The organism is Microbacterium sp. NPDC087868 (assembly GCF_044900755.1).
Taxonomy (GTDB): Bacteria; Actinomycetota; Actinomycetes; order Actinomycetales; family Microbacteriaceae; genus Microbacterium; species Microbacterium galbinum.
Map to the genome: position 1 here is coordinate 591,180 of NZ_JBJDNO010000002.1, position 20,701 is coordinate 611,880.

Here is a 20,701-nt window from a genome sequence, read left to right on the forward strand (position 1 = left end):
GGTCCCTGAGCTTGTCGAAGGGTCCCGCCCCGAGACGCACACGGAGGAGGAACGACATGAGCACGGTCTGGCGAGTACTGCGCCGTCTCGGCGTGAGCCTGATCACGCTCTGGGGTGCGGCGACCCTCACGTTCTTCGCGCTGCGGCTCGTGCCGGTCGACCCGGCGTTCGCGATCCTCGGCGCCGGTCAGCAGCAGGTCGACATCAGCCCCGAGGTTCTCGCCGTCGTGCGGCAGGAGTACCACCTCGACGAGCCGCTGATCGTGCAGTACTTCCTCTACCTCGGTCGTCTGCTGCGCGGAGACCTCGGCATGTCGTACGTGCAGGAGCAACCGGTCGCCCCGCTGCTCGCCGCGCAGGCGGGTCCGACGATCGCCCTGGCGCTCGCCGCGATCGTGCTCGCCGTCGTGATCTCGCTCGCCGGCGGTGTGCTGACCGCCGGTCGCCGCCTGCCCAGCTGGATCTCCTCGGGCGTCGAACTCGTGCTCGCGTCGACCCCGGTGTTCTGGCTCGGCTTCGTGCTGATGCTCGTGTTCGCCGTGTGGCTGCGCGCGCTCCCCATCCTCGACAGCGGTGATCTGCGCTCGCTCGTCCTCCCCGCCCTCACCCTCGCGCTGCCGACGGCCGCCCTGCTGCTGCAGGTGCTGCGGCAGTCGCTCGACGATGCGCTCGAGCAGCCCTTCATCCTCTCGGCCCGTGCGCGCGGTCTCGGGTCGCTCGCCGTGACCGTGCGGCACGCGCTCCGTCACGCCGCGGTGCCGTACCTGACCATGCTCGGGTTCTCGTTCGGGGCCCTGCTCGGTGGCGCCGCGATCACCGAGACCCTGTTCAGCCGTCCGGGACTCGGGCGGCTGCTCGTCGACTCGGTGGCCTCGCAGGACATCCCGGTCGTGATCGGCGTCGTGCTCGTCGGCACCGCCGTGTTCATCCTCGTGAACACGCTCGTCGACCTGTCGTACGCGCTCGTCGATCCGCGGGTGCGCGACGCCGACCGCGTGATCGCCCCGTCGAAGGACGACGCCGCCGCTGCGGCATCCGACCCTACGGGCGCCGACCGAACGGAGGCCACCGCATGAGCGGGGGAGTCGTCGCCGAGGCCGTCACCGCCCGGCAGCACGTGCGCTGGCGCGGCTGGGTGCGCCTGGCCGCAGACATCGGCACGCTGCTGTGCGCGCTGGTGCTGGTGCTGTTCGTGCTCGCCGCGCTGTGGCCGCAGCTGCTCACCGGACAGGACCCGCTCGCCGCCGATCGGGCGTTGATCCTCGCGCCTCCGGGGCCGGGGCATCCGCTCGGCACCGACGAGATCGGACGCGACGTCTACGCCCGCATCGTCTTCGGTGCGCGCAGCTCGCTCGTGCTCGGGTTCGGCGCCGTCGTCATCTCGCTCTTCTTCGGGACGATCCTCGGCCTCGTCGCCGGGCTGTCGAACCGGGTGATCTCGACCGTGACGCTGCGGCTCACCGACATCGGAGCGGCGTTCCCCGAGCTCGTGCTCGCGATCCTCATCCTGGCGCTCTTCGGTGGAGGACTCGCCACCGCCACCATCGCGATCGGCATCGCCGGCATCCCGTACTACGTGCGCGTCGTGCGCGGGGAGACGCTGCGCGTGCGCACCTCGACCTTCATCGAGGCGTCGCGAGGCATGGGGCTGTCGCGCGCCCGCGTGCTCGGGCGACACCTGCTGCCGAACGCCGTGCGCCCGGTCGTCGTGATCGCCACGATCGGCCTCGGCGGTGCGACGCTCGCCGGCGCCGCCCTGTCGTTCCTCGGTCTCGGCAGCCCGCCGCCCACTCCCGAATGGGGTTCGATGCTCTCGAACGCGCGCAACTTCCTCACGCTGGGGTGGTGGGCCGCGGTGTTCCCGGGTCTCGCGATCACCCTCTTCGTCATCAGCACGACCGTGCTCGGTCGTCGCCTGCAGGCACGTCTGGAGGGTCGCGGATGAACGCGCTGATCCGGGTCGAGGGCCTGACCGTGTCGTTCGGAGGTCGCACGGCCGTCGAGGGCGTGGGTTTCGAGATCGGCCCGGGCGAGTGCGTCGCGCTGGTCGGCGAGTCGGGATCGGGCAAGTCCGTCAGCGCGCGCAGCCTGCTCGGACTCGTCGGCGCGGGATCCCGGGTGGATGCCGCGGTGCTCGAGATCGACGGCGTCGACGCGCGACGGTTCTCCGAACGCCGCTGGCGCCGCATCCGTGGCCGCCGCATCGGGTACATCCTGCAGGACGCCCTGTCGTCGCTCGACCCGCTGCGCACGGTGGGCAAGGAGGTGCGCGAGGCGATCGCCGCGACCGGCGGACCGCGTGGACGGGCCGGCCGCGAACGTGCGCTCGAACTGCTGCGCCGCACTCACGTGCCCGATCCCGAGACGCGCATCGACGAGCGTCCGGCGCAGCTCTCCGGCGGTCAGCGCCAGCGCGCGCTCATCGCCACCGCGCTCGCCGGAGACCCCGCCGTGCTCATCGCCGACGAGCCGACGACCGCGCTCGACGTGTCGGTGCAGAAGCAGATCCTCGCCCTGTTCAGCGAGCTCAAGCAGCAGGGCATCGCGCTGCTGCTCATCAGTCACGACCTCGCCGTGGTGTCGCAGCTCGCCGACCGCGTGCTGGTGCTGCAGGGCGGCGCCGTGGTCGAGAAGGGCGAGACCGCCGACGTCCTGTCGAACCCCGAGCATCCGTACACCCGCTCCCTCATCGACGCGGCCCCGCGGTTCGACAGCGGCCCGGCCCCGCACGACTTCGGAGATTCGACCGGACACGCCGGGGCGCAGCATCCGATCTCCGGGGTGTCGCCTCAGATCTCCGAAGTTGTGCAGGCAGTGGAGGCGTCCGGGGCATCCGACGTCGTCCTCGCCGTCGAGCACGTGAGCAAGACCTTCCGCCTGCCGGGTGGCGCGACGCGCCCCGCGGTGAAGGACCTCTCGATCGCCGTGCGCCGCGGGCGGTCGCTCGGCGTCGTGGGCGAGTCCGGGTCGGGCAAGACGACGGTCGCGCGCATCCTCGCCGGGTTCGAGACCGCGGATGCCGGCACCGTGCGCCGTGCGAGCGACGACCCGCGCGACGTGCAGTTCGTCTACCAGGATCCGGGGTCGTCCTTCGACCCGCGCTGGACCGCGGGACGCCTTCTCGACGAGGCGATCGGGCTGCGGCATCCGTCCCTGTCGCGCACGGAGCGCGGTGCGCGCGTGCGGGACTGGCTCGAGCGTGTCGGACTCCCGGCGGACTTCGCCGACCGGCGGCCCTCGTCGCTGTCGGGCGGTCAGCGCCAGCGGCTCGGCATCGCCCGGGCGCTCGCCGTGGAGCCCGCGGTGGTCGTGCTCGACGAACCGGTGTCGGCGCTCGACGTGGCGGTGCAGAAGCAGATCCTCGAGCTCATCGCGCGTCTGCAGGCCGAGACCGGTGTCGGATACCTCTTCATCTCGCACGATCTCGGTGTGATCCAGGAGGTCTGCGACGAGGTCGTGGTGCTGCAGGGCGGTGTGGTGCGCGAGCAGGGTCGCACCTCGCAGGTGCTCCGTGCCCCGGCCGACGCGTACACGCGCCTGCTGATCGACGCGGTTCCCTCGCTCCCCGCCGTCTGACCCACCGCTTCGGGAGGAGATCTCGGCGTGGGGAGGAGAAATCCCTCCTGTTTCTCCTCCTGAGACGGAGATCTCCTCCCGAAGCGCGCCTCGCGCGACCGAGCGTCGTCGCGGCATCCACCGGGGTAAACCGGTTCTTGACGCGCCCGCGACGTGCGGGTTACTGTTGCTCCACCCCGTTCTGACAGCGTTGTCATTCCGAATCTCCCGATGTGACTCCTGTCGATCCGCACGCGGCGCCGCCGAAGCCCGCTGAATCCAGGAGACACCCCATGGCCCGCTCCGGCCCCACCCGCGCGACCGACCGCCCCCACCGCGCGACCTCCCGCGCGACCGCCCGCGCCGCCCGCGCGACCGCCCGCCCCCGTCGCCTCGGCATCCTGAAGCGCACCGTCACCCTCGCCCTCGCCGCGACCCTCGCCGCCCCGATCGCCGCCCTCGCGCCCGCGGCGCAAGCATCCGCCGCTCCGGTCGTGAAGACCGCGGCCTTCGGCGCCCCCGACGACATCGCCGCCGACTACTACGCGGCCCTGCTGCGCCACACGCGCTGGGTGAACACGGTCTGGGATCCGGCCATCGGCGCCTATCAGTTCAAGGACTTCAACTTCGCCGTCGTGCTCGGCAACGCCGTGATCCTCACGCACGGCGAGTACGACGCCTCCGTCACGGGCATCCCGAAGGAGCAGCTGCAGCAGCGCACGGTCGACACGATCCGTTACTACGCCGCGAAGAACCGCTTCGTCGATCCGAACGGCACCTGGGGCAAGAAGCTCTTCTGGGACTCGACGTTCCAGTCGTACTTCCTCGACGCCGGGCGCGTGCTCTGGGACCAGCTCGACGCCACGACGCAGAAGAACCTCGAGACCATCGCGGTCGGGCAGTCCGCGTACACCTCCGATCTGAACTACGGCAACGACCCGCTCTCGGGCTCGTGGACCGCCGATTGGCCGACCGGCAAGCACGAGGGGGACACCGCGCAGGAGGAGGCCGGTGTCTACACGCAGGCCCTCGCCCCGGGGCTGGCCTGGGCGCCCGATCACGCGGATGCTGCGCGCTGGGACGAGCAGCTCGGCGACTGGGCGCGCAACGCCGCCGGCCAGCCGACCGCCGACCTCAACAACCCGGCGATCGTCGCCGGCAAGCCCGTGTCGACGAACACGATGCAGACGATCTACGACACGTACCTGGTCGAGAACCACGGGTCGTTCGGGCCGCACTACCAGTCCGACATCTGGCGCTCGGGCGGACGCAACGCGATCCAGTTCGTGCTCAACGGCCAGCCGATCCCCGAATACCTGAAGCACCAGCCCAACTCGGCGGAGCTCTGGGAGTCGATCAAGATGGTGATGTCGAACCAGGGCGAGCCGTTCATGCCCATGGTCAACGACCGCGAGTACCTGTACGGGCGCGACGTGATCCCGATGGCGTTCCTCGGTCAGGTGCTGCGCGACCCCGACGCCGTGCGGGCCGAGGCGAACATGGCCGCCTCGCTCGAGGCGTATCAGGCCTACGCCCCGGTCGATCGCCTCGCGAAGTTCTCGGGTGAGCCGAAGTACGAGCCCGAGGCGCGGGCCGAGATCGCGATCTCGTACCTCCTGCACGTCGCGGCCGCCGAGTCCGAGGAGGGGCCGGTCGCCCCGACCCCGCAGGACGAGTTCTTCGCCCGGCTCGCGGGCGTGCGCGACTTCGGCGCCGGTCCCGGGCTCTCGGTGCAGCAGACGGCGGATGCCTGGGCCGCGGCATCCAGCAAGAAGGGGTTCCTGAAGTTCCCGTGGGTGCCGAGCCACGACTCGTGGCTGTTCGCCCTCTCCGGCGCGACTCCGTACCTCTACCCGAACTCGGCCGCCACGGTCGACGACCGGCGCACGAGCACCTTCACGACCCCGCGCGACGGCTTCGAGGGCACCTCCTCGGTGTTCCGCATCGGCGACGGCTACGCCGGGCAGGTCACCCTGCCGAACGGCGCAGCGCTCTACGCGTCGACGGGGGCGGGCTGGCAGGACGGCTCGGTGTCGGTGCGCAACCTCGACATGGGTGGGTACAACGGCCTCGACGGCTCGCGCACGTACGTCACGGCCGAGGGCTCGGCGACCGACACCCTCCCCGTCGTGACGCCGCCGGACCCCGCTGACGCGAACGCCGCCCGCGTCGACGACCTGTCGTTCGATCCGGTGCCGGCGCGCTACGTGCGCATGCAGGGCCAGCAGGGCAACGCGCAGTTCGGCTATTCGCTGTACTCGTTCCACGCCTACGGTGCGGATGCCGAGGCCACGACCGACCTCGCCGCCGGTCGCCCCGCGACCGCATCGAGCGAAGACCCGGCGCGCCTCGCCGCGACCGTGACCGACGCGAACCCGACGACCCGGTGGGCGGTGGCGCGCGCGGATCGCACGCGTGCCGACTCGTGGATCCAGGTCGATCTCGGCAGCGAGCGCACCGTCTCCGCGGTCCGTCTGGCGTGGGAGGCGAGCGCGGGTGAGCGCTACCTCGTGCAGACCTCGGTCGACGGCCAGACCTGGACCACTCAGACCGCTCGCACGGGCGGCGTCGACGCGAACGTCGCCCGCCTCGACACGGTCGACCTGACGCCCGCCGGCGCGACCGCGCCCGCACCCGTCGAGACCCGCTTCGTGCGCATGCAGGGCGTGCAGGGCGACCCCGCCTACGGCTACTCGCTGTACACGATGCGCGCGCTGACCGCGGCCGGCGTCGATGCGGCGGCGGGCAAGCCGGCCACGGCATCCAGCGCCGACACGGGCCGTGCGCCCTCGAGCGTCACCGACAACGACGCGGCCTCGCGTTGGGCGGTGTCGCGCGCCGACCGCACGCGCACCGATTCCTGGATCCAGGTCGACCTCGGCGCCCCGACGGCGATCGCCCAGGTGCAGCTGGGGTGGGAGGCCTCGGCCGGTCGCGAGTACCGCATCCAGACCTCCGCCGATGGCGTGACGTGGACGGACGCCGCGAGCTTCCGGTACACCGGCGACGAGGTGACCTCGACGGAGGGGTCGTGGATCAACGTCGAGGATCGGGCCGGGTTCGTCGTGCGCGGCGGCCAGGCTCCGATCACGGTGTCGGCCGAGAAGCCCGGCATCAACGCGCTCCGGCTCGGCGGCGGCGATCGCCCGCTGCTCGTCGAGATGGTGCCGGGCGACGCTGCGGCGACGGCGGCTCAGGACGCCGCGCCGCAGCCGTCGGCCGAGGGGTTGCTGGTCAGCTCGCTGGGCGGCTACCTCAGCGCGTTCAACCTGTCCGGCACCGAGGTGACGACCGACGTCACGATCCCGTACGTCGGCGACACGGTGTCGCTGTTCGCGGGGGAGCAGACGCTCGGCGCGGATGCCTCGACCCTCCGGGTCACGGTTCCGGCCGGGCAGGCGGTCGTGCTCGCTCCGCGCGCCACGGTCCCCACCGACGTCGCGCGATCCGCGGGCGTCGGAGTCTCGGTGGTCGACGGACGCACGATCCGAATCGCGGATGCCGCCGCCGATGCGCGAGCGGAAGCATCCGCCGCGGCACCGACCCTCGAGGTGACGAACGCCGAGACGGGCGAGACACGGGCGCTGCCGGTGGGCGAGCCCGTCGTGGCCGCCGCCGCGAGCTTCCCCGGTGCGACGCCGTTCCCGGTGCCCGACCGGGCGCTGAGCACGCTGACGTTCCCGGCATCCGTCCTGCCCGAGGGCATGACCTCGCCGCAGGGTGCGGTCGACGGCGACGAGACGACGTCGTGGACGCCGGGCGTCGACGGCCGCATGGTGACCGATCTCGGGTCCGCGCAGCCGATCGGCACCGTCACGACGCTGTGGGACGGATCGGATGCCCCCGCCGCCGCCGTGTCGGTGAGCGACGACGGCGTCACGTTCCGCGATGTCGGCACGATCGAGGCGGGAACGGCCCACGGTGCCGTGCCCGTCGATGAGACCGCGCGCTACGTGGCGTTGAGCACCGCGTGGAAGACCGGGGACCCGGGCCTCACGGCACTCCGCGTGCTCGCTCCGGGGGCCGTCGACGACGCCGCCCCGGGCGCGATCCGGGGCGAGGTCCCCGCGCTCGTGGTCGGTGCGACCGTGAGCGGCGCCCTGCAGGCATCCGGTGTTCCGGCCCCGACGTATGCGGTCGTGGCCGGGGCCCTGCCCGACGGCGTGACCCTCGATCCCGCCACCGGTGCGCTCGCGGGCGCGCCGACGACGGTCGGTGCGTACGCCTTCACGGTCGCCGCCGACAACGGGATCGGCGAGGCATCGACCCGTGCCTTCGCCGGGGAGGTCACCGCGGTGCCGGTGGATCCGGGTGAGCCCGGAGAACCTGGGGAGCCCGGGGAGCCCGGCACTCCCGGCGGTGGCTCGGACGGGGGCGCCGGTGGAGGCGGCTCGGGATCCGACGGCGATCTCGCCGCGACCGGTCTGGTGCTGGGGTGGTCGCTCGCGGCTGCGCTGCTGCTGCTGGCCGCCGGCGGACTGCTCGTCGCACGACGCCGCGGGCTCGCTGTGTCGTCCGAGGACTGACGCTCCGACACCCGAGGGGTCGAGACACGCCGCAACCGCGCTCGCGCGCGCGGCGTGTCTCGACTCCTCAGCGCGTGCGGGCGCTCCATTCGCGCATCGAATATATACATCGGATGTTTATGTTGGCATCGATGCCAAAGTGTGACACACTATCTCCACGGCTCCTCTCTGAGCCGCGGAACGACGAAGTCTCACACCCGATCACGACAGCACCGGGCTGCACGCTCGCCCGGTCGATGATCATGCAGAAACCCGAGAGGACCCCCGTGAAGAAGAAGACCATCGCAGGTGCGGTCGCCATGATCGCCAGCGTCTCGCTCATCGCCGGTTGCAGCGGTGCCGGAGGGCAGGACGCCGATTCCGGCGACACGCTCAAGGTCGCCGCGTTCGAAGGCGGCTACGGTGCCGAGATGTACGCCGACGTCGTCGCCGCGTTCGAGAAGGCGAACCCCGACATCGACGTCGAGCTCGTCACCAGCAAGACCCTCGCTCAGGAGCTCACCCCTCAGGTGGCCGCGGGCGACTATCCCGACGTCGTCGTGCTCGGACAGGGCGCCAAGGAGGGCTTCACCGAGGGCTTCATCCGCGACCGCGGTCTCGAGGACCTCTCCGACGTGCTCGACCTCACCGTCCCGGGTGAAGACGTCACGGTCGGCGAGAAGCTCACCGAGGGCATCGTCGGCAACCTCAACACCAACCCCTACGGCGACGACAGCGTCTACCTCCTGCCGATGTTCGCCTCCCCGACGGGGCTCGTCTACGACCAGGGCCTCCTCGACGCGCACGGCTGGGAGGTGCCCACCGACTTCGACGAGTTCTTCGCACTCGGCGAGGCCGCGAAGGCCGAGGGCATCTCGCTCTTCACCTACCCGACCGCCGGCTACCTCGACTCCTACTTCTTCTCGCTCCTCGCTGCAGCGGGCGGCGAGGACTTCTACTCCGACGTCATGACCTACGAGGAAGACGTCTGGATGCAGCCGGAGGCTCGCGAGGTGCTCGAGCTCACGACCGAGCTGCTCACCGAGTACACCGCGCCCACGACCGTCGGCTACGCCAACGGCCAGGACTTCACCAAGAACCAGCAGACGATCCTCGACGGCACCGCGATCTTCATGCCCAACGGCACCTGGATCGCGAACGAGATGGCGGACGCTCCGCGCAGCGACGGGTTCACCTGGGGTCTCACCGCGGTGCCGGCCCCCGAAGCCGGCGGCGAGCGCTACCTCACGACCTTCGTCGAGTCGGCGTGGGTGCCGGCCGAGGCGACGCACAAGGAGGAGGCGAAGACCTTCCTCGCGTTCCTCTACTCCGATGAGGCGGCTGAGATCTTCGCCGCGACCGGTGCCATCCAGCCGATCGTCGGACTCGCCGACGGACTCACGGGCGACTCGGCGGAGTTCTACGCCGGGTACTCCGGCGATGGTGTCAAGGCGCTCGTCGGCAGCTTCGCCGCGACCACCCCGGTGCCGGGCGTCGACCTCAAGGCGACGCTCTTCGATTCGGCCAACAGCGTGATCTCGGGCACCATGAGCCTGGACGAGTGGCAGGCCGCGGTGAACGACGCCAGCAACAAGCTCGGCGCCGCCGCACAGTGACACCCCGCGGGGCCGCCGATCCGTCGGCGGCCCCGCTTCCATCCCCACGCCCGAAGGACACCCCCGTGGCCCACACCCGCTCCGCGATGCACCGAGGTCGCGGTCGTTTCATCCTGTTCTCGCTGCTCCCGGCGTTCGTCCTCTACGTCGTCTTCATGGTCGTGCCGACCATCGACGTCTTCCGCATGTCGCTGTTCCAGTGGACCGGCTTCGGAGGCTCGCAGACGTTCATCGGCTTCGACAACTTCACAGCCCTCCTCGGCGACATGCAGTTCGTGCGTTCGTTCCAGAACACGATCCTGCTGCTCGTGATCGTGACGATCGTGACGATGGCCGGGGCGCTGGGCATCGCGGCGATCATGGTGAACCCGCGCATCCGTGCCCGCAACTTCTACCGCTTCGTGCTGTACCTGCCCAGCGTGCTCTCGATCGTCGTCGTCGCGGCGATCTTCTCCGCCGTCTACGACCAGAAGAACGGTCTGATCAACGGCTCGCTCAGCACCGTGGGCCTCGAGAACCTCGCCCAGGTGTGGCTGGGTGACGAGAAGATCATCATGTACAGCATCGCGCTCGCGATGCTGTGGCAGTCGCTCGGCTACTACGTGCTGCTCTACATGGGCGGGATGAGCTCGATCCCCGCCGACGTCTACGAGGCGGCCGCGCTCGACGGCGCCGGTGCCTTCCGTCGCTTCTTCGATGTGACGCTGCCGCTGGTGTGGGGCACCCTGCGCACCACGCTCACGTTCTTCATCATCTCGTCGGTGAACCTCGCGTTCGTGCTCGTGCGGGCGATGACCGACGGCGGCCCCAACGGCTCCTCCGACGTGCTGCTCAACTACATGTACAAGCAGGCGTACACGAACTCCAGCTACGGGTACGGCATGGCGATCGGCGTCGTGATCTTCCTCTTCTCGTTCGCCCTGGCGCTCATCATCAACCGGTCAACCAAGCGAGAGGTGCAGCAGTTCTGATGGCCTTCCTCACCCCGACCCGAGGCCGCGCGGCGAGCGATCGCACCTACCGCGTGCTGGTCAACATCCTGCTCGGCGCGATCTCCCTCGCCATCCTCATCCCGGTCGCCTGGGTCTTCATGGCCTCGATCAAGACCAAGCCCGAGTTCTACGAGAGCCCCTGGGCGATCCCGCTCGGCGTGCACTGGGAGAACTTCGTGCAGGCGTTCGTCAACGCCCGCATCGGCGAGTACTTCGTCAACTCGGTGCTCGTGACGGCGCTCGCCCTCGCGATCTGCCTGGTCGTGGCGGTGCCCGCCGCCTATGTGATGGCCCGCTTCGACTTCCGCGGCAAGTCGGTCGTCGAGGTGCTGATGCTCGCCGGTCTGTTCATCAACGTCAACTACATCGTCATCCCGATCTTCCTCATGCTGCTCGGTTGGGATCGCGCCCTGAAGGACGTCCTCCGCGGCGGCTTCTTCATCGACAACCTCGCGGTGCTCGCACTCGTTTACGCGGCCACCTCGCTGCCGTTCACGATCTACCTGCTGACGTCGTTCTTCCGCACCATCCCGGTCGAGTACGAAGAGGCGGCGACGCTCGACGGCAGCTCCCGGCTGCGCACGATGGTGTCGGTGATGCTCCCGCTCGCCTCGCCCGTGATCAACACCGCGCTGCTGTTCAACTTCCTGGCGTACTGGAACGACTTCATCATCTCGCTCACCCTCATGCCGGGCGAGAACAAGACGGTCCAGGTCGGGCTCCTCAACCTGTTCCAGGCGCAGCGCGCGGCGGCGGACTACGGCCAGCTCTACGCGGGCATGGTCATCGTCATGGTGCCCGTCATCGTCTTCTATCTCATCGTCCAGCGCCGACTGCTGCAGTCCGTCGGCGGGGGAGGCATCAAATGACCGGTCGTCCCACTCCCCGTCGTGTGATCGACGTGCAGGCGCTCGTCGTCGGCATCCTCCACGCCGTCGTCTTCGTCGCCGCGATCACGACCATCATCGTGGCCCAGCAGACCACCGGCTGGCCCCAGCTGCTGACGATGCTCGGCGCCCTCGCCGTGCTCATCGCGCAGCTCGCGATCTTCAACAGGAGGCACCGTTGACTGCGGCATCCCGTCCGACCGAGGCCGCCCGTCTGGCCGAGGCCGCCGCCGTCGTGCCCACCGAACGCCAGCTCGCCTGGCAGCGTCGGGAGTTCTACGGATTCCTGCACTTCGGGATGAACACGATGACCGATCGCGAGTGGGGACTCGGGCACGAGGACCCCGCGCTGTTCGACCCGGCCGATGTGGATGCGCGCGCCTGGGTGCGCGACCTCGCCGCCGCCGGGATGACCGCGGTGATCCTCACCTGCAAGCACCACGACGGCTTCGCCCTGTGGCCGAGCGCGCACTCCGCGCACACTGTCGCGGCGAGCCCCTGGCGCGGCGGCTCGGGCGATCTCGTGCGCGAGGTCGCCGATGCCTGCGCCGCCGAGGGGCTCGCGTTCGGGGTGTACCTCTCTCCGTGGGACCGCACCGAGGCGACCTACGGCACCGGCACGCCGTACGACGACTTCTTCGTCGCCCAGCTCACCGAGCTGCTCACCGGCTACGGGCCGATCTTCTCGGTGTGGCTCGACGGTGCGAACGGCGAGGGTGCGGACGGGCGACGCCAGTACTACGACTGGGACCGCTACTACGCACTCGTCCGCCGCCTGCAGCCCGACGCCGTCATCAGCGTGTGCGGTCCGGACGTGCGGTGGTGCGGGAACGAGGCCGGCGATACCCGCCCCGAGGAATGGAGCGTCGTCCCGGCATCGCTCCGCGAGGCGGAGTCGACCGCGTCGCGTTCGCAGCAGGTCGACGACGGTCTCTTCTCGCGCCTGGTGCGCAGCGATGAGGAGGACCTCGGTGGCCGCGACGCGCTCCTCGCGTCGACGGATCCGCTGGTCTGGTACCCGGCGGAGGTGAACACCTCGACGCGACCGGGATGGTTCCACCACCCCGCCGAGGACGACGCGGTGCGTTCGCCCGAGGAGCTCTTCGAGATCTACCGTCGCAGCGTCGGCGGCAACGCGACGTTCCTGCTCAATGTGCCGCCCGCGGCCACCGGCCACATCGCCGAGTCCGACCGCGTGATGCTCGCGCGACTCGGCGAGCTCATCCGCTCGCTCGACGAGAGCGACATCGCCGCGACGGCCGTGGCCGAGTTCTCGGCGTCGCCGCTGTCGGCGGCGCCCGGGCCCGGCGGGGTATGGCGGGTCGAGGCCGACGACGTGCCGGCATCCGTGGTGCTGCGCTTCGAGACGGATGCCGACATCGCCGGCGTCGCGCTGCGGGAGGACATCGTGCAGGGTCAGCGCATCGACGGCTTCGTCGTGCGCTTCCGCGGCGCCGACGGCGCCGTGCTCGCGGAGCGAAGCGGCGCGTCGGTGGGTGCTCAGCGCATCGTCGATGCCGCGGTCGACGGAGTGCGCGCGGTCGAGGTCGAGATCGTCGGATGCCGCGGTCCCGTGGCCCTTTCGCAGGTGCGGGTGTTCCGTCGGACGGGTGCCTGGTGACCTCCGCGGCGGCACCGATCACATCCGCTAACATGAGGCAACACGCCACCAGGGGCGCTGTCGATCCCACCGGAACGGATATGCCGAAGACCACCAGCGCGGGCCGCGTCCGCCCTCCGACCATGGCGGATGTCGCCGCCCTGGCGGGAGTGTCTCCGCAGACCGTCTCGCGCGTGCTCCGCGATCACCCCAACGTCTCGGAGGTGACCCGACTGCAGGTCGAGAACGCCGTGGAAAGCACGGGGTACCGCCGCACGGGTCTTGCGCGCGCCCTCGTCACGGGTCGCAGCATGACCATCGGCGTGCTCACCCACGAATCCGATCAGTACGCGGCGAGCTCGATCATGCTCGGCATCCATCGCGCCGCGCGCGCCCGGGGCTACTTCGTCTCCTCTGCCGGCACGACCTCGGTCTCGGCCGCGGCGATCGCCGGCGGCATCGGGCGGTTGCGCGACCAGGGCGTCGACGCCCTCGTGATCGCCGTCCCGATCTGGGACGAGCCCGCACTCGCGAAGGCCGTCCACGGCATCCCGACGGCGGTCATCGACGCCGACACCTCCGCGGCCGACGTCGTGGTCGACCTCGATCAGGAGGCCGCCGGGCGACTGGCCACGCAGCACCTCATCGATCTGGGGCACGAGACCGTGTGGCACATCGCCGGTCCGGCGAACTGGAAGGACGCCTCGGGTCGCACCCAGGGGTGGGCCGCGGCGCTCGCGGAGGCCGGCAAGACCGCGCCCCCCGTGCTCAACGGGGACTGGACCCCGGCGTCCGGTTATCAGCTCGGGCTCGTGCTCGGCCGGGTGGCCGACGCGACGGCCGTGTTCGTGTCGTCCGACGAGATGGCGATCGGCGTGATCCACGCGCTGCGCGAGCTGGGGCGCGACGTGCCCGGCGACATCTCGGTAGTCGCCATGGACGACATCCCGGTCGCCCAGTATCTGTCGCCGCCGCTCACGACGGTGCGCCAGCCGTTCGAGCGCATGGGCGAACTCGCCGTCGAGCGGGTGATCGCCGAACTCGACGGCGACGCCGACGAGCAGCGCAACGCCCACATCGCGCCCGAGTTGATCGTGCGCGGCAGCACGGCGCCGCCCGCGCGCTGACGCTCAGAACTCCTCGACGTACTCCTCTTCGGGGCCGAGCTCGGCCGTCGCCCGCAACTCGAGCGCCCCGCCGCGGCGGCGCAGCTCGAGGAGCACGATCTCGTTCGTGCCGGCGCGCAGCAGGGGTGCGGGCACGTACTGCGTCTGCTGCGGTCCGACCTCGGAGTAGCGGCCCAGCAGGAACCCGTTGACCCAGACGAGTCCCGTGCCCCAGCCCGGGAGGGCGAGGTGGGTGTCGCGCACGGCGCCGATGATCTCGAAGGATGCCGTGGCGAGACCGGGTCGTTGAGTGTCGGGCTGCGCGGGTGCACGCAGGGCTTCGAGGTCGAAGGTCGTGGGGTCGACGGCGGATGCCTCCCAGTGCTGCACGATCCGGCGATCGACCAGGACGGGGCCGAGCATCCCCTTGCGCTCGCCGATCGACGATCCGTAGTTCACGCGTCCGCGGTTCTCGACCAGCACGACGATGCGGGCGCGGGCGCCGCGACCGCGTACGACGATCTCGCCGCGCTCCTCGATCTCGCCGACGGGCTCTCCGTCGACGAAGACGAAGGCGCGGTCGGCGATGCGCTCGAAGACCAGGCGCAGCTCGCGATCGGGCAGGAGCGTGTCGGCCGTGTAACGGACGAAGCCGTCGTCGGTGCCGAGCTCCTCGAAGCTGCTCGCGGCCGCGACTCGGCGGGGCCCCGTGGCGGCGGCATCCAGGACCGACAGCAGGTCGGCACCGCGCGCGACGTCGATCCGCTGGGGCGCGAGGAACTCGGGCTGGGCGCTGCGCACCGGCTCAGTGGCCCCGAGCACCTCGCGCATCGCGAAGAACTTCGGCGTCAGCGTGCCGTCCTCGGCGATGGGCGCGTCGGAGTCGTAGCTCGTCGTCGTCGCCATCAACCGCCCGTCGACCCGGTTCGCGCCCGACCAGAGGCCGAAGTTGGTGCCGCCGTGGGCCATGTAGATGCTGACGCTGCCGCCGTCCTCGATGATGCCGGCGAGCGTGCCGGCCGCACTCGCGGTGCCGCGCACGTGGTGGGCTGTGCCCCAGTGGTCGAACCATCCGTTCCAGAACTCCGCGACGAAGAAGGGCTCGTCGGGGCGGCGACGGCGGATGAGCTCGCGCGCGGCGCCGGGCTGCGAGCCGAGCGTGAGAGCGGCGAGCGTGTCGGGCAGCATGCCGGCGTCGAGCATGAGGTCGGTCGGACCGTCGGCCGTGTAGAGCATCTCGGTGATGCCGTGCGCGCGCAGGAGCCGCGCGACCTCGGCCACGTACGACGGGTCGTCGCCGTAGCTGCCGAACTCGTTCTCGACCTGCACGGCGATCACCGGGCCGCCGACGTTGGCCTGCAGGTCGGTGAGGCGGGGGAGCAGAGCGGCGAACCAGGCGTCGACCGCGTCGAGGAAGCGCGGGTCGGCGGTGCGCAGGGGGATGCCGGATGCCGTGAGCCACGTGGGCAGGCCGCCGTTGGTCCACTCCGCGCAGATGTAGGGTCCGGGGCGCACGATCGCGTCGAGCCCGACCTCGGCCGCGATCCGCAGGAACGCGGCGATGTCACGCCATCCGGTGAAGTCGGGTGCGTCGTCGGGGCCCGGCTGGTGGAAGTTCCAGGGCACGTAGGTGTCGACCGTGTTCAGGCCGAGGTCGCGCAGCCGCTGGAGGCGGTCGCGCCACTGGTCGGGATGCACGCGGAAGTAGTGCAGCGACCCGGCGAGGATGCGGGTGCGCGTGCCCTCGCGCAGGAGGCGGTTCCCGGCCCAGGAGAGCGTCGGCGCGGCGGGCGCCGGAACGGTCGCGTCAGACGCGGGAGTGACGAGTGCAGAAGGCATGAGATCCATTATGGGGGCAAATTGGCATCGATATCACTCTTGAGATTCCGAGGAATCATGGATTCTGAGGAGAGTCGTCTGCAACGGTTGTGATCCATCACAATCTGTGCCATCCTCCTGAACACGGATCCGACGAGGGAGACAGCGTGGACAGACGGCAGCATCGGCGGCGACTCGCCGCCTGGGGTGCGGGTGTGCTCGCTCTCGCGGCGGTCGCCGCGGTGGCGATTCCGTTGGCCGTGTCATCGCCGGCCCGCGCCGAGATCGACGGGATCGTGCTCACCGATGACGAGCTCGCGATCGGCATCGATCGTGCCGGCCGCGCGGCCGAGCAGGCCGGCGGCGATGACGCCGATGTGCGCGCGGCGGCGATCGACTCCCTCCGCGACGACCTGGCGCTCCTCGAGATCGCCCGCGCGGTCGGGACGACCGACCTCGAGCGCCCGGCCGACATCCTCGATGCGCTCGACGAGGTCAACGCCGCACGCGCCGAGGCGCAGCGCGCGGGCGAGGTCGTCTACGGCCCGATCTCCTACAGCGCCCGCACGTTCTACTCCAAGAGCCTCACCGACATCCGGGAGGCGACCGCCCGCGCGCTCCTCTCCTCCGATGACCCCCGCTTCGCCGTCGGCGACGATGAGGTGCGCGCGCGCTTCGATGCCGAGTCGTCGGAGTGGGCATCCGCCGCGACGACCCACACCCTCACCCGCCTCCGCACCGATGCGGCCGACCCGGCCGCGGCGCAGGCGATCCTCGAACGCGCACTGGCCACGGGCGACACCGCAGACGTGCAGGTCGAGACGATCACCGTCGCGGATGCCGAGCTCGTCGACGGCCTGTGGAACCCCGAGACCGCCGCCGCGATCCGCGCCGCCGACATCGGCGGAACGGCGGGTCCCGAACCCTCGCGATCCGGCTGGGCGGCCTACCGCGTCGAGGCCCGCGAGGTCGATGCCGACGCCGCCTACGAGCGCTACCGCGAACGCATCCGCAGCGTCCTGCTCGACGAGAAGCTCACCGCGGCGATCGCCGAGGCCCGGGCCCACCAGAACGTCTCCGACTGACGGCCCCCGCCGTCCTGCCCCCGCAGCAACCTCCGAAGAAGGGACCCGCAATGACACGACACCGCCCCCCGAGACATCGAGGTCGACGCTTCGGCGCCTTCGCCCTCACGAGCATCCTCGCGACGACCGCCCTCGCCGGCGTCGCCGCGGCCCCCGCCGTCGCCGACGTCACCGACGCCGGCTGGGCGGGCGCCACGGCCAACCCCTACGGCGGCACCGACTACTTCCTCGACGCCACGGGCGGCGACGATGCGGCATCCGGAACCTCCGAGGCGACCGCCTGGAAGTCGCTCGCCAAGGCCAACGACACCACCTTCCTCCCCGGCGACCGCATCCTGCTCAAGGGCGGCGAGACGTGGAGCGACCAGCAGCTCTGGCCCAAGGGATCGGGCGAGGCGGGCAAGCCCATCGTCATCGACGCCTACGGCGACCCGGAGGACGGACTGCCCTACATCGCCACCAACGGCAACGTGCCCAGCCCCTTCACGTCGGGCACGACCAAGAACGTCCAGACCGTCGGCCTCACCGGCGCCGTGAACCTGCGCAACCAGGAGTACGTGCACATCGCGAACCTGGAGCTCAGCAACGACGACGACTTCGCCACCGACATCACGCGCGGCTCCTACGTGCGCGACGGGGTCTCGGTCTCGATCAACGCCGATCTGCTCCCCGCCGGTGCCGACACGATCATGGACGGCATCGTGATCCGCGATCTCCACGTGCACGACATCGACGGCCCGAGCATCTGGCAGCGCATCCATTACGGCGGTGTGAACTTCCAGGTGTTCGGCTCGCAGCAGTACGGCGCGTACGCGACCGGCGGCCACTACTTCCGCGACATCGAGATCGTGAACAACACGTTCGAGCGCGTCGAGCTGCACGCCATCCAGTTCGGCTTCAACTGGTTCGGAGACCAGGTCGGATACAACGACGAGACCGGCAAGTTCCACGAGGGGTGGGAGCAGCTCTGGGTGCGTGACCGCGACCTCTACAGTCGCAACGTGCACATCGCCCACAACTACGCCGAGAGCATCGGCCAGGGGCCGTACCAGTTCGCGAACACGAAGAACCTGCTCGCCGAGTACAACGAGGCCAACGGGTGGCTGCAGCGCTACGAGCAGGTCTCGGCCGGGCTCTACCTCTGGGCCGGCGCCGAGTCGGTCATGCGGTTCAACGAGATCTACGACGGGCCGGCCAACCAGTACGACGCCACCCCGTGGGACCTCGAGTTCACCAACTTCGACGTGACCTACGAGTACAACTACTCGCACGACAACAAGGGCGGCTGGATGGCGTACATGGGCAACAGCGGAAACTCCGTCGCCCGGTACAACCTCAGCGTCAACGACAACGGCGTGATCTGGAAGAACATGCTGTCGAGCAACTACTCGCCGACGTACGTGCTCAACAACGTGTTCGTCTACGACGGGTCGATCCTCGAATCGGTGCACGACGAGGTGCTGAAGGACCGCGTCTACTTCGCGAACAACATCTTCTACAACACCTCCACGACCGACACGACCACGTGGGCGGCGAAGCCGGGCGGCCTCGACCGCGCGGTCTTCTCGAACAACGCCTACTACGAGGCGAGCGGCGAGTACTCGACGCAGCAGCCGAAGGACGACCGGGCCGTCATCGGCGACCCGCTCTTCGTCGGTGACCCCGCCGACTATGCGCAGGGCGCCGGTGTCGAGAACATCCGGCAGTCGGCGAGCATCTTCCGACTCGACGACGCCTCGCCGCTGGTCGACGCCGGCCGCTACAACGAGCGCATCGGCGAGTTCGACTTCTTCGGAGACCCCTCGTACCGTGGCGACGCCCCCGACATCGGTCTGCACGAGACGGCGAACGGCCCGGTGGTGACGAACCCCGTCGACGACGACCCGATCGAGGAGGAGGGCGTCGACACCCGCGTCGACCTGGCCCTCGGCAAGACCGCGACGGCGAGCTCGACGCATCCGCACCAGAACTTCGTGCTCTCGGCCGACAAGCTCGTCGATGGCGACCCGACCACCCGCTGGGCGGCCGCGGACGACGCCACGTTCCCGCTGACGATCGACATCGACTTCGGCGCCGAGACCGCGTTCGACGAGGTCGTGCTCGACGAGTTCACGGACTCCGGAACGGGTCTGCGCGTGAAGGACTTCACGCTGCAGAGCTGGGATGCCGAGACCGAGCAGTGGGAGGCGTTCGTCACCCGCGACTCGGGCATCGGTCGCGACGCCGTGATCGACGGCTTCGGCACGGTCACCTCGTCGAAGCTGCGCCTCTCGATCACGAGCATGCTGCCCGGCGAGGTCTACAAGCCCACGCTCACGCGCATCTCGGTCTACCGCAACGCCGACGACGCCCAGCCGGTCGTCACGCCCGCGATCGGCGTGTTCGACCGCAACCCCGCGCAGGCCGACAACCCGAACAACCTGGTGGAGTTCACCGCGGATGCCGACGGCGCCACGCTCGACGCGATCCGCTACGTCACGACGTCGGGAGCGGTCGTCGGATCGCTCGACGCCGACGACTACACCGTCACCGCCGGTGCGGAGGGCGTCAGCGTCTACCGGCTGACCCCGGCCTTCTACGCCGACAAGATGCTCGGGACCTCGGGGCTGATCTTCGAGTTCAGTGCGGGCAACCCCGTGCGGGTCACGGTGGAGATCGTCGACACGAGCGAGATCGAAGCCCTGATCGCCGAGGGCGATGCGCTCGCCGCGTCGGTGTCGGATGCCGCGCTCGATGCCGCCCTCGACGACGCTCGGGCGCTCGTCGCGAAGGTGAACCGCACCACCCCCGGCTCCGGCAATGCCGAGGTCACCCAGGTGGCGGTGGAAGAGGTCGCGGGAGTGCTCTCGACCGCGATCGCCGAGGTGGATCCGGGCGAGGGCGAGACCCCCGCGCGGAGCATCTCGGTGGAGGGGGGTGCGCTGCGGATCGGCGTGCCGACGACGATCGACATCGCCGGATTCGTCGCGGGTGAGGAGGTCGAGCTGGTGCTGCACTCCGAGCCCGTCCTCCTCGCCACCCTCACGATCGGCGCCGACGGCACGGCCGCCGCGATCGTCACCATTCCGGACTCGGTCGATGTCGGAGAGCACACGCTCACCGCCACCGGCCCCTCGGGGCTTGCGTCGCTCGCGGTCACCGTGACGGCAGCACCGACCGACGGTGGGCCGGGCGGTGGGTCGAACGGTGGCCCCGCCGGTGGAGCGGCTGCGGCCGGCCCCGATGGCCTGGCGTCGACCGGCTCCGATTTCCCCGTGGTGCCCGTCGGCATCGCCGCCGCGCTTCTCCTCGCGCTCGGTGTGCTGATGGTGTGGCGTCGTCGGTCCGTCCTGGCCGACGCGTCGGAGGCGGATGCCTCCTGACCGGAGGGGATGAAAGAGGGGCGGGGTCGTGGGTGCGACCCCGCCCCTGTCATTCCCGCACACGGCTGAGGGGTGGGGGGCCCCCCCCCCCCCCCGCGCCCGCCCGCCGGGGGGGGGGCCCCCCCCCCGCCGGGGGGGGAGGGGGGGGGGGGTAGGGGCGCCCCCCCCCCCCCCG

General features: G+C 70.5%; 13 protein-coding genes. 12 read left to right on the forward strand and 1 reads right to left on the reverse strand.

Going from position 1 to position 20,701, the window contains the following annotated elements:
- The first annotated feature begins 56 nt into the window (after positions 1-56).
- The 10 genes from ACI2JZ_RS08270 (at position 57) to ACI2JZ_RS08315 (ending at position 14,282) form a co-directional block, all read left to right on the forward strand.
- The gene (locus ACI2JZ_RS08270; RefSeq protein ID WP_247624300.1) at positions 57-1,076 is read left to right on the forward strand and encodes an ABC transporter permease; all 1,020 of its coding nucleotides are present in this window, start codon (positions 57-59) and stop codon (positions 1,074-1,076) included.
- A complete protein-coding gene (locus tag ACI2JZ_RS08275; protein ID WP_247624301.1) occupies positions 1,073-1,945 on the forward strand; it encodes an ABC transporter permease in 873 nt (290 codons plus the stop codon). The genes ACI2JZ_RS08270 and ACI2JZ_RS08275 overlap by 4 nt, the downstream gene beginning before the upstream one ends.
- A complete protein-coding gene (locus ACI2JZ_RS08280; RefSeq protein WP_404597177.1) occupies positions 1,942-3,576 on the forward strand; it encodes an ATP-binding cassette domain-containing protein in 1,635 nt (544 codons plus the stop codon). Before ACI2JZ_RS08275 ends, ACI2JZ_RS08280 begins: the two co-directional genes overlap by 4 nt.
- Before the next feature lie 272 nt (positions 3,577-3,848).
- Positions 3,849-8,081: a discoidin domain-containing protein gene (locus ACI2JZ_RS08285; protein ID WP_404597178.1), complete on the forward strand. Its 4,233-nt coding sequence runs from the start codon at positions 3,849-3,851 to the stop codon at positions 8,079-8,081.
- A 266-nt stretch (positions 8,082-8,347) separates the two neighbouring features.
- On the forward strand, positions 8,348-9,676 hold the full coding sequence (locus ACI2JZ_RS08290; protein ID WP_404597179.1) for a carbohydrate ABC transporter substrate-binding protein: 1,329 nt from the start codon (positions 8,348-8,350) through the stop codon (positions 9,674-9,676).
- 65 nt (positions 9,677-9,741) lie between these two features.
- Positions 9,742-10,647 carry a carbohydrate ABC transporter permease gene (locus tag ACI2JZ_RS08295; RefSeq protein ID WP_247624305.1) on the forward strand — a complete coding sequence of 302 codons (906 nt, stop codon included), beginning with the start codon at positions 9,742-9,744 and terminating at the stop codon, positions 10,645-10,647.
- Positions 10,647-11,537, forward strand: a complete 891-nt coding sequence (locus ACI2JZ_RS08300; protein ID WP_247624306.1) for a carbohydrate ABC transporter permease — start codon at positions 10,647-10,649, stop codon at positions 11,535-11,537. The genes ACI2JZ_RS08295 and ACI2JZ_RS08300 overlap by 1 nt, the downstream gene beginning before the upstream one ends.
- Positions 11,534-11,737 carry a DUF6903 family protein gene (locus tag ACI2JZ_RS08305; protein ID WP_247624307.1) on the forward strand — a complete coding sequence of 68 codons (204 nt, stop codon included), beginning with the start codon at positions 11,534-11,536 and terminating at the stop codon, positions 11,735-11,737. The genes ACI2JZ_RS08300 and ACI2JZ_RS08305 overlap by 4 nt, the downstream gene beginning before the upstream one ends.
- Positions 11,734-13,176: an alpha-L-fucosidase gene (locus tag ACI2JZ_RS08310; protein ID WP_404597180.1), complete on the forward strand. Its 1,443-nt coding sequence runs from the start codon at positions 11,734-11,736 to the stop codon at positions 13,174-13,176. The genes ACI2JZ_RS08305 and ACI2JZ_RS08310 overlap by 4 nt, the downstream gene beginning before the upstream one ends.
- A gap of 80 nt (positions 13,177-13,256) precedes the next feature.
- On the forward strand, positions 13,257-14,282 hold the full coding sequence (locus ACI2JZ_RS08315; RefSeq protein ID WP_247624309.1) for a LacI family DNA-binding transcriptional regulator: 1,026 nt from the start codon (positions 13,257-13,259) through the stop codon (positions 14,280-14,282).
- 3 nt (positions 14,283-14,285) lie between these two features.
- Here the strand turns inward: ACI2JZ_RS08315 and ACI2JZ_RS08320 are convergent, their stop codons facing one another.
- Positions 14,286-16,100, reverse strand: a complete 1,815-nt coding sequence (locus ACI2JZ_RS08320) for a beta-galactosidase family protein (RefSeq protein WP_404597181.1) — start codon at positions 16,098-16,100, stop codon at positions 14,286-14,288.
- Between the two features lie 146 nt (positions 16,101-16,246).
- Between ACI2JZ_RS08320 and ACI2JZ_RS08325 the strand changes: the two genes are divergently transcribed.
- Together ACI2JZ_RS08325 and ACI2JZ_RS08330 are read left to right on the forward strand one after the other, a co-directional pair.
- A complete protein-coding gene (locus ACI2JZ_RS08325) occupies positions 16,247-17,164 on the forward strand; it encodes a peptidyl-prolyl cis-trans isomerase (protein WP_404597182.1) in 918 nt (305 codons plus the stop codon).
- Between the two features lie 50 nt (positions 17,165-17,214).
- Entirely contained in the window at positions 17,215-20,526 is a 3,312-nt protein-coding gene (locus ACI2JZ_RS08330; RefSeq protein WP_404597183.1) for a discoidin domain-containing protein, read from the forward strand.
- Positions 20,527-20,701: the final 175 nt, after the last annotated feature.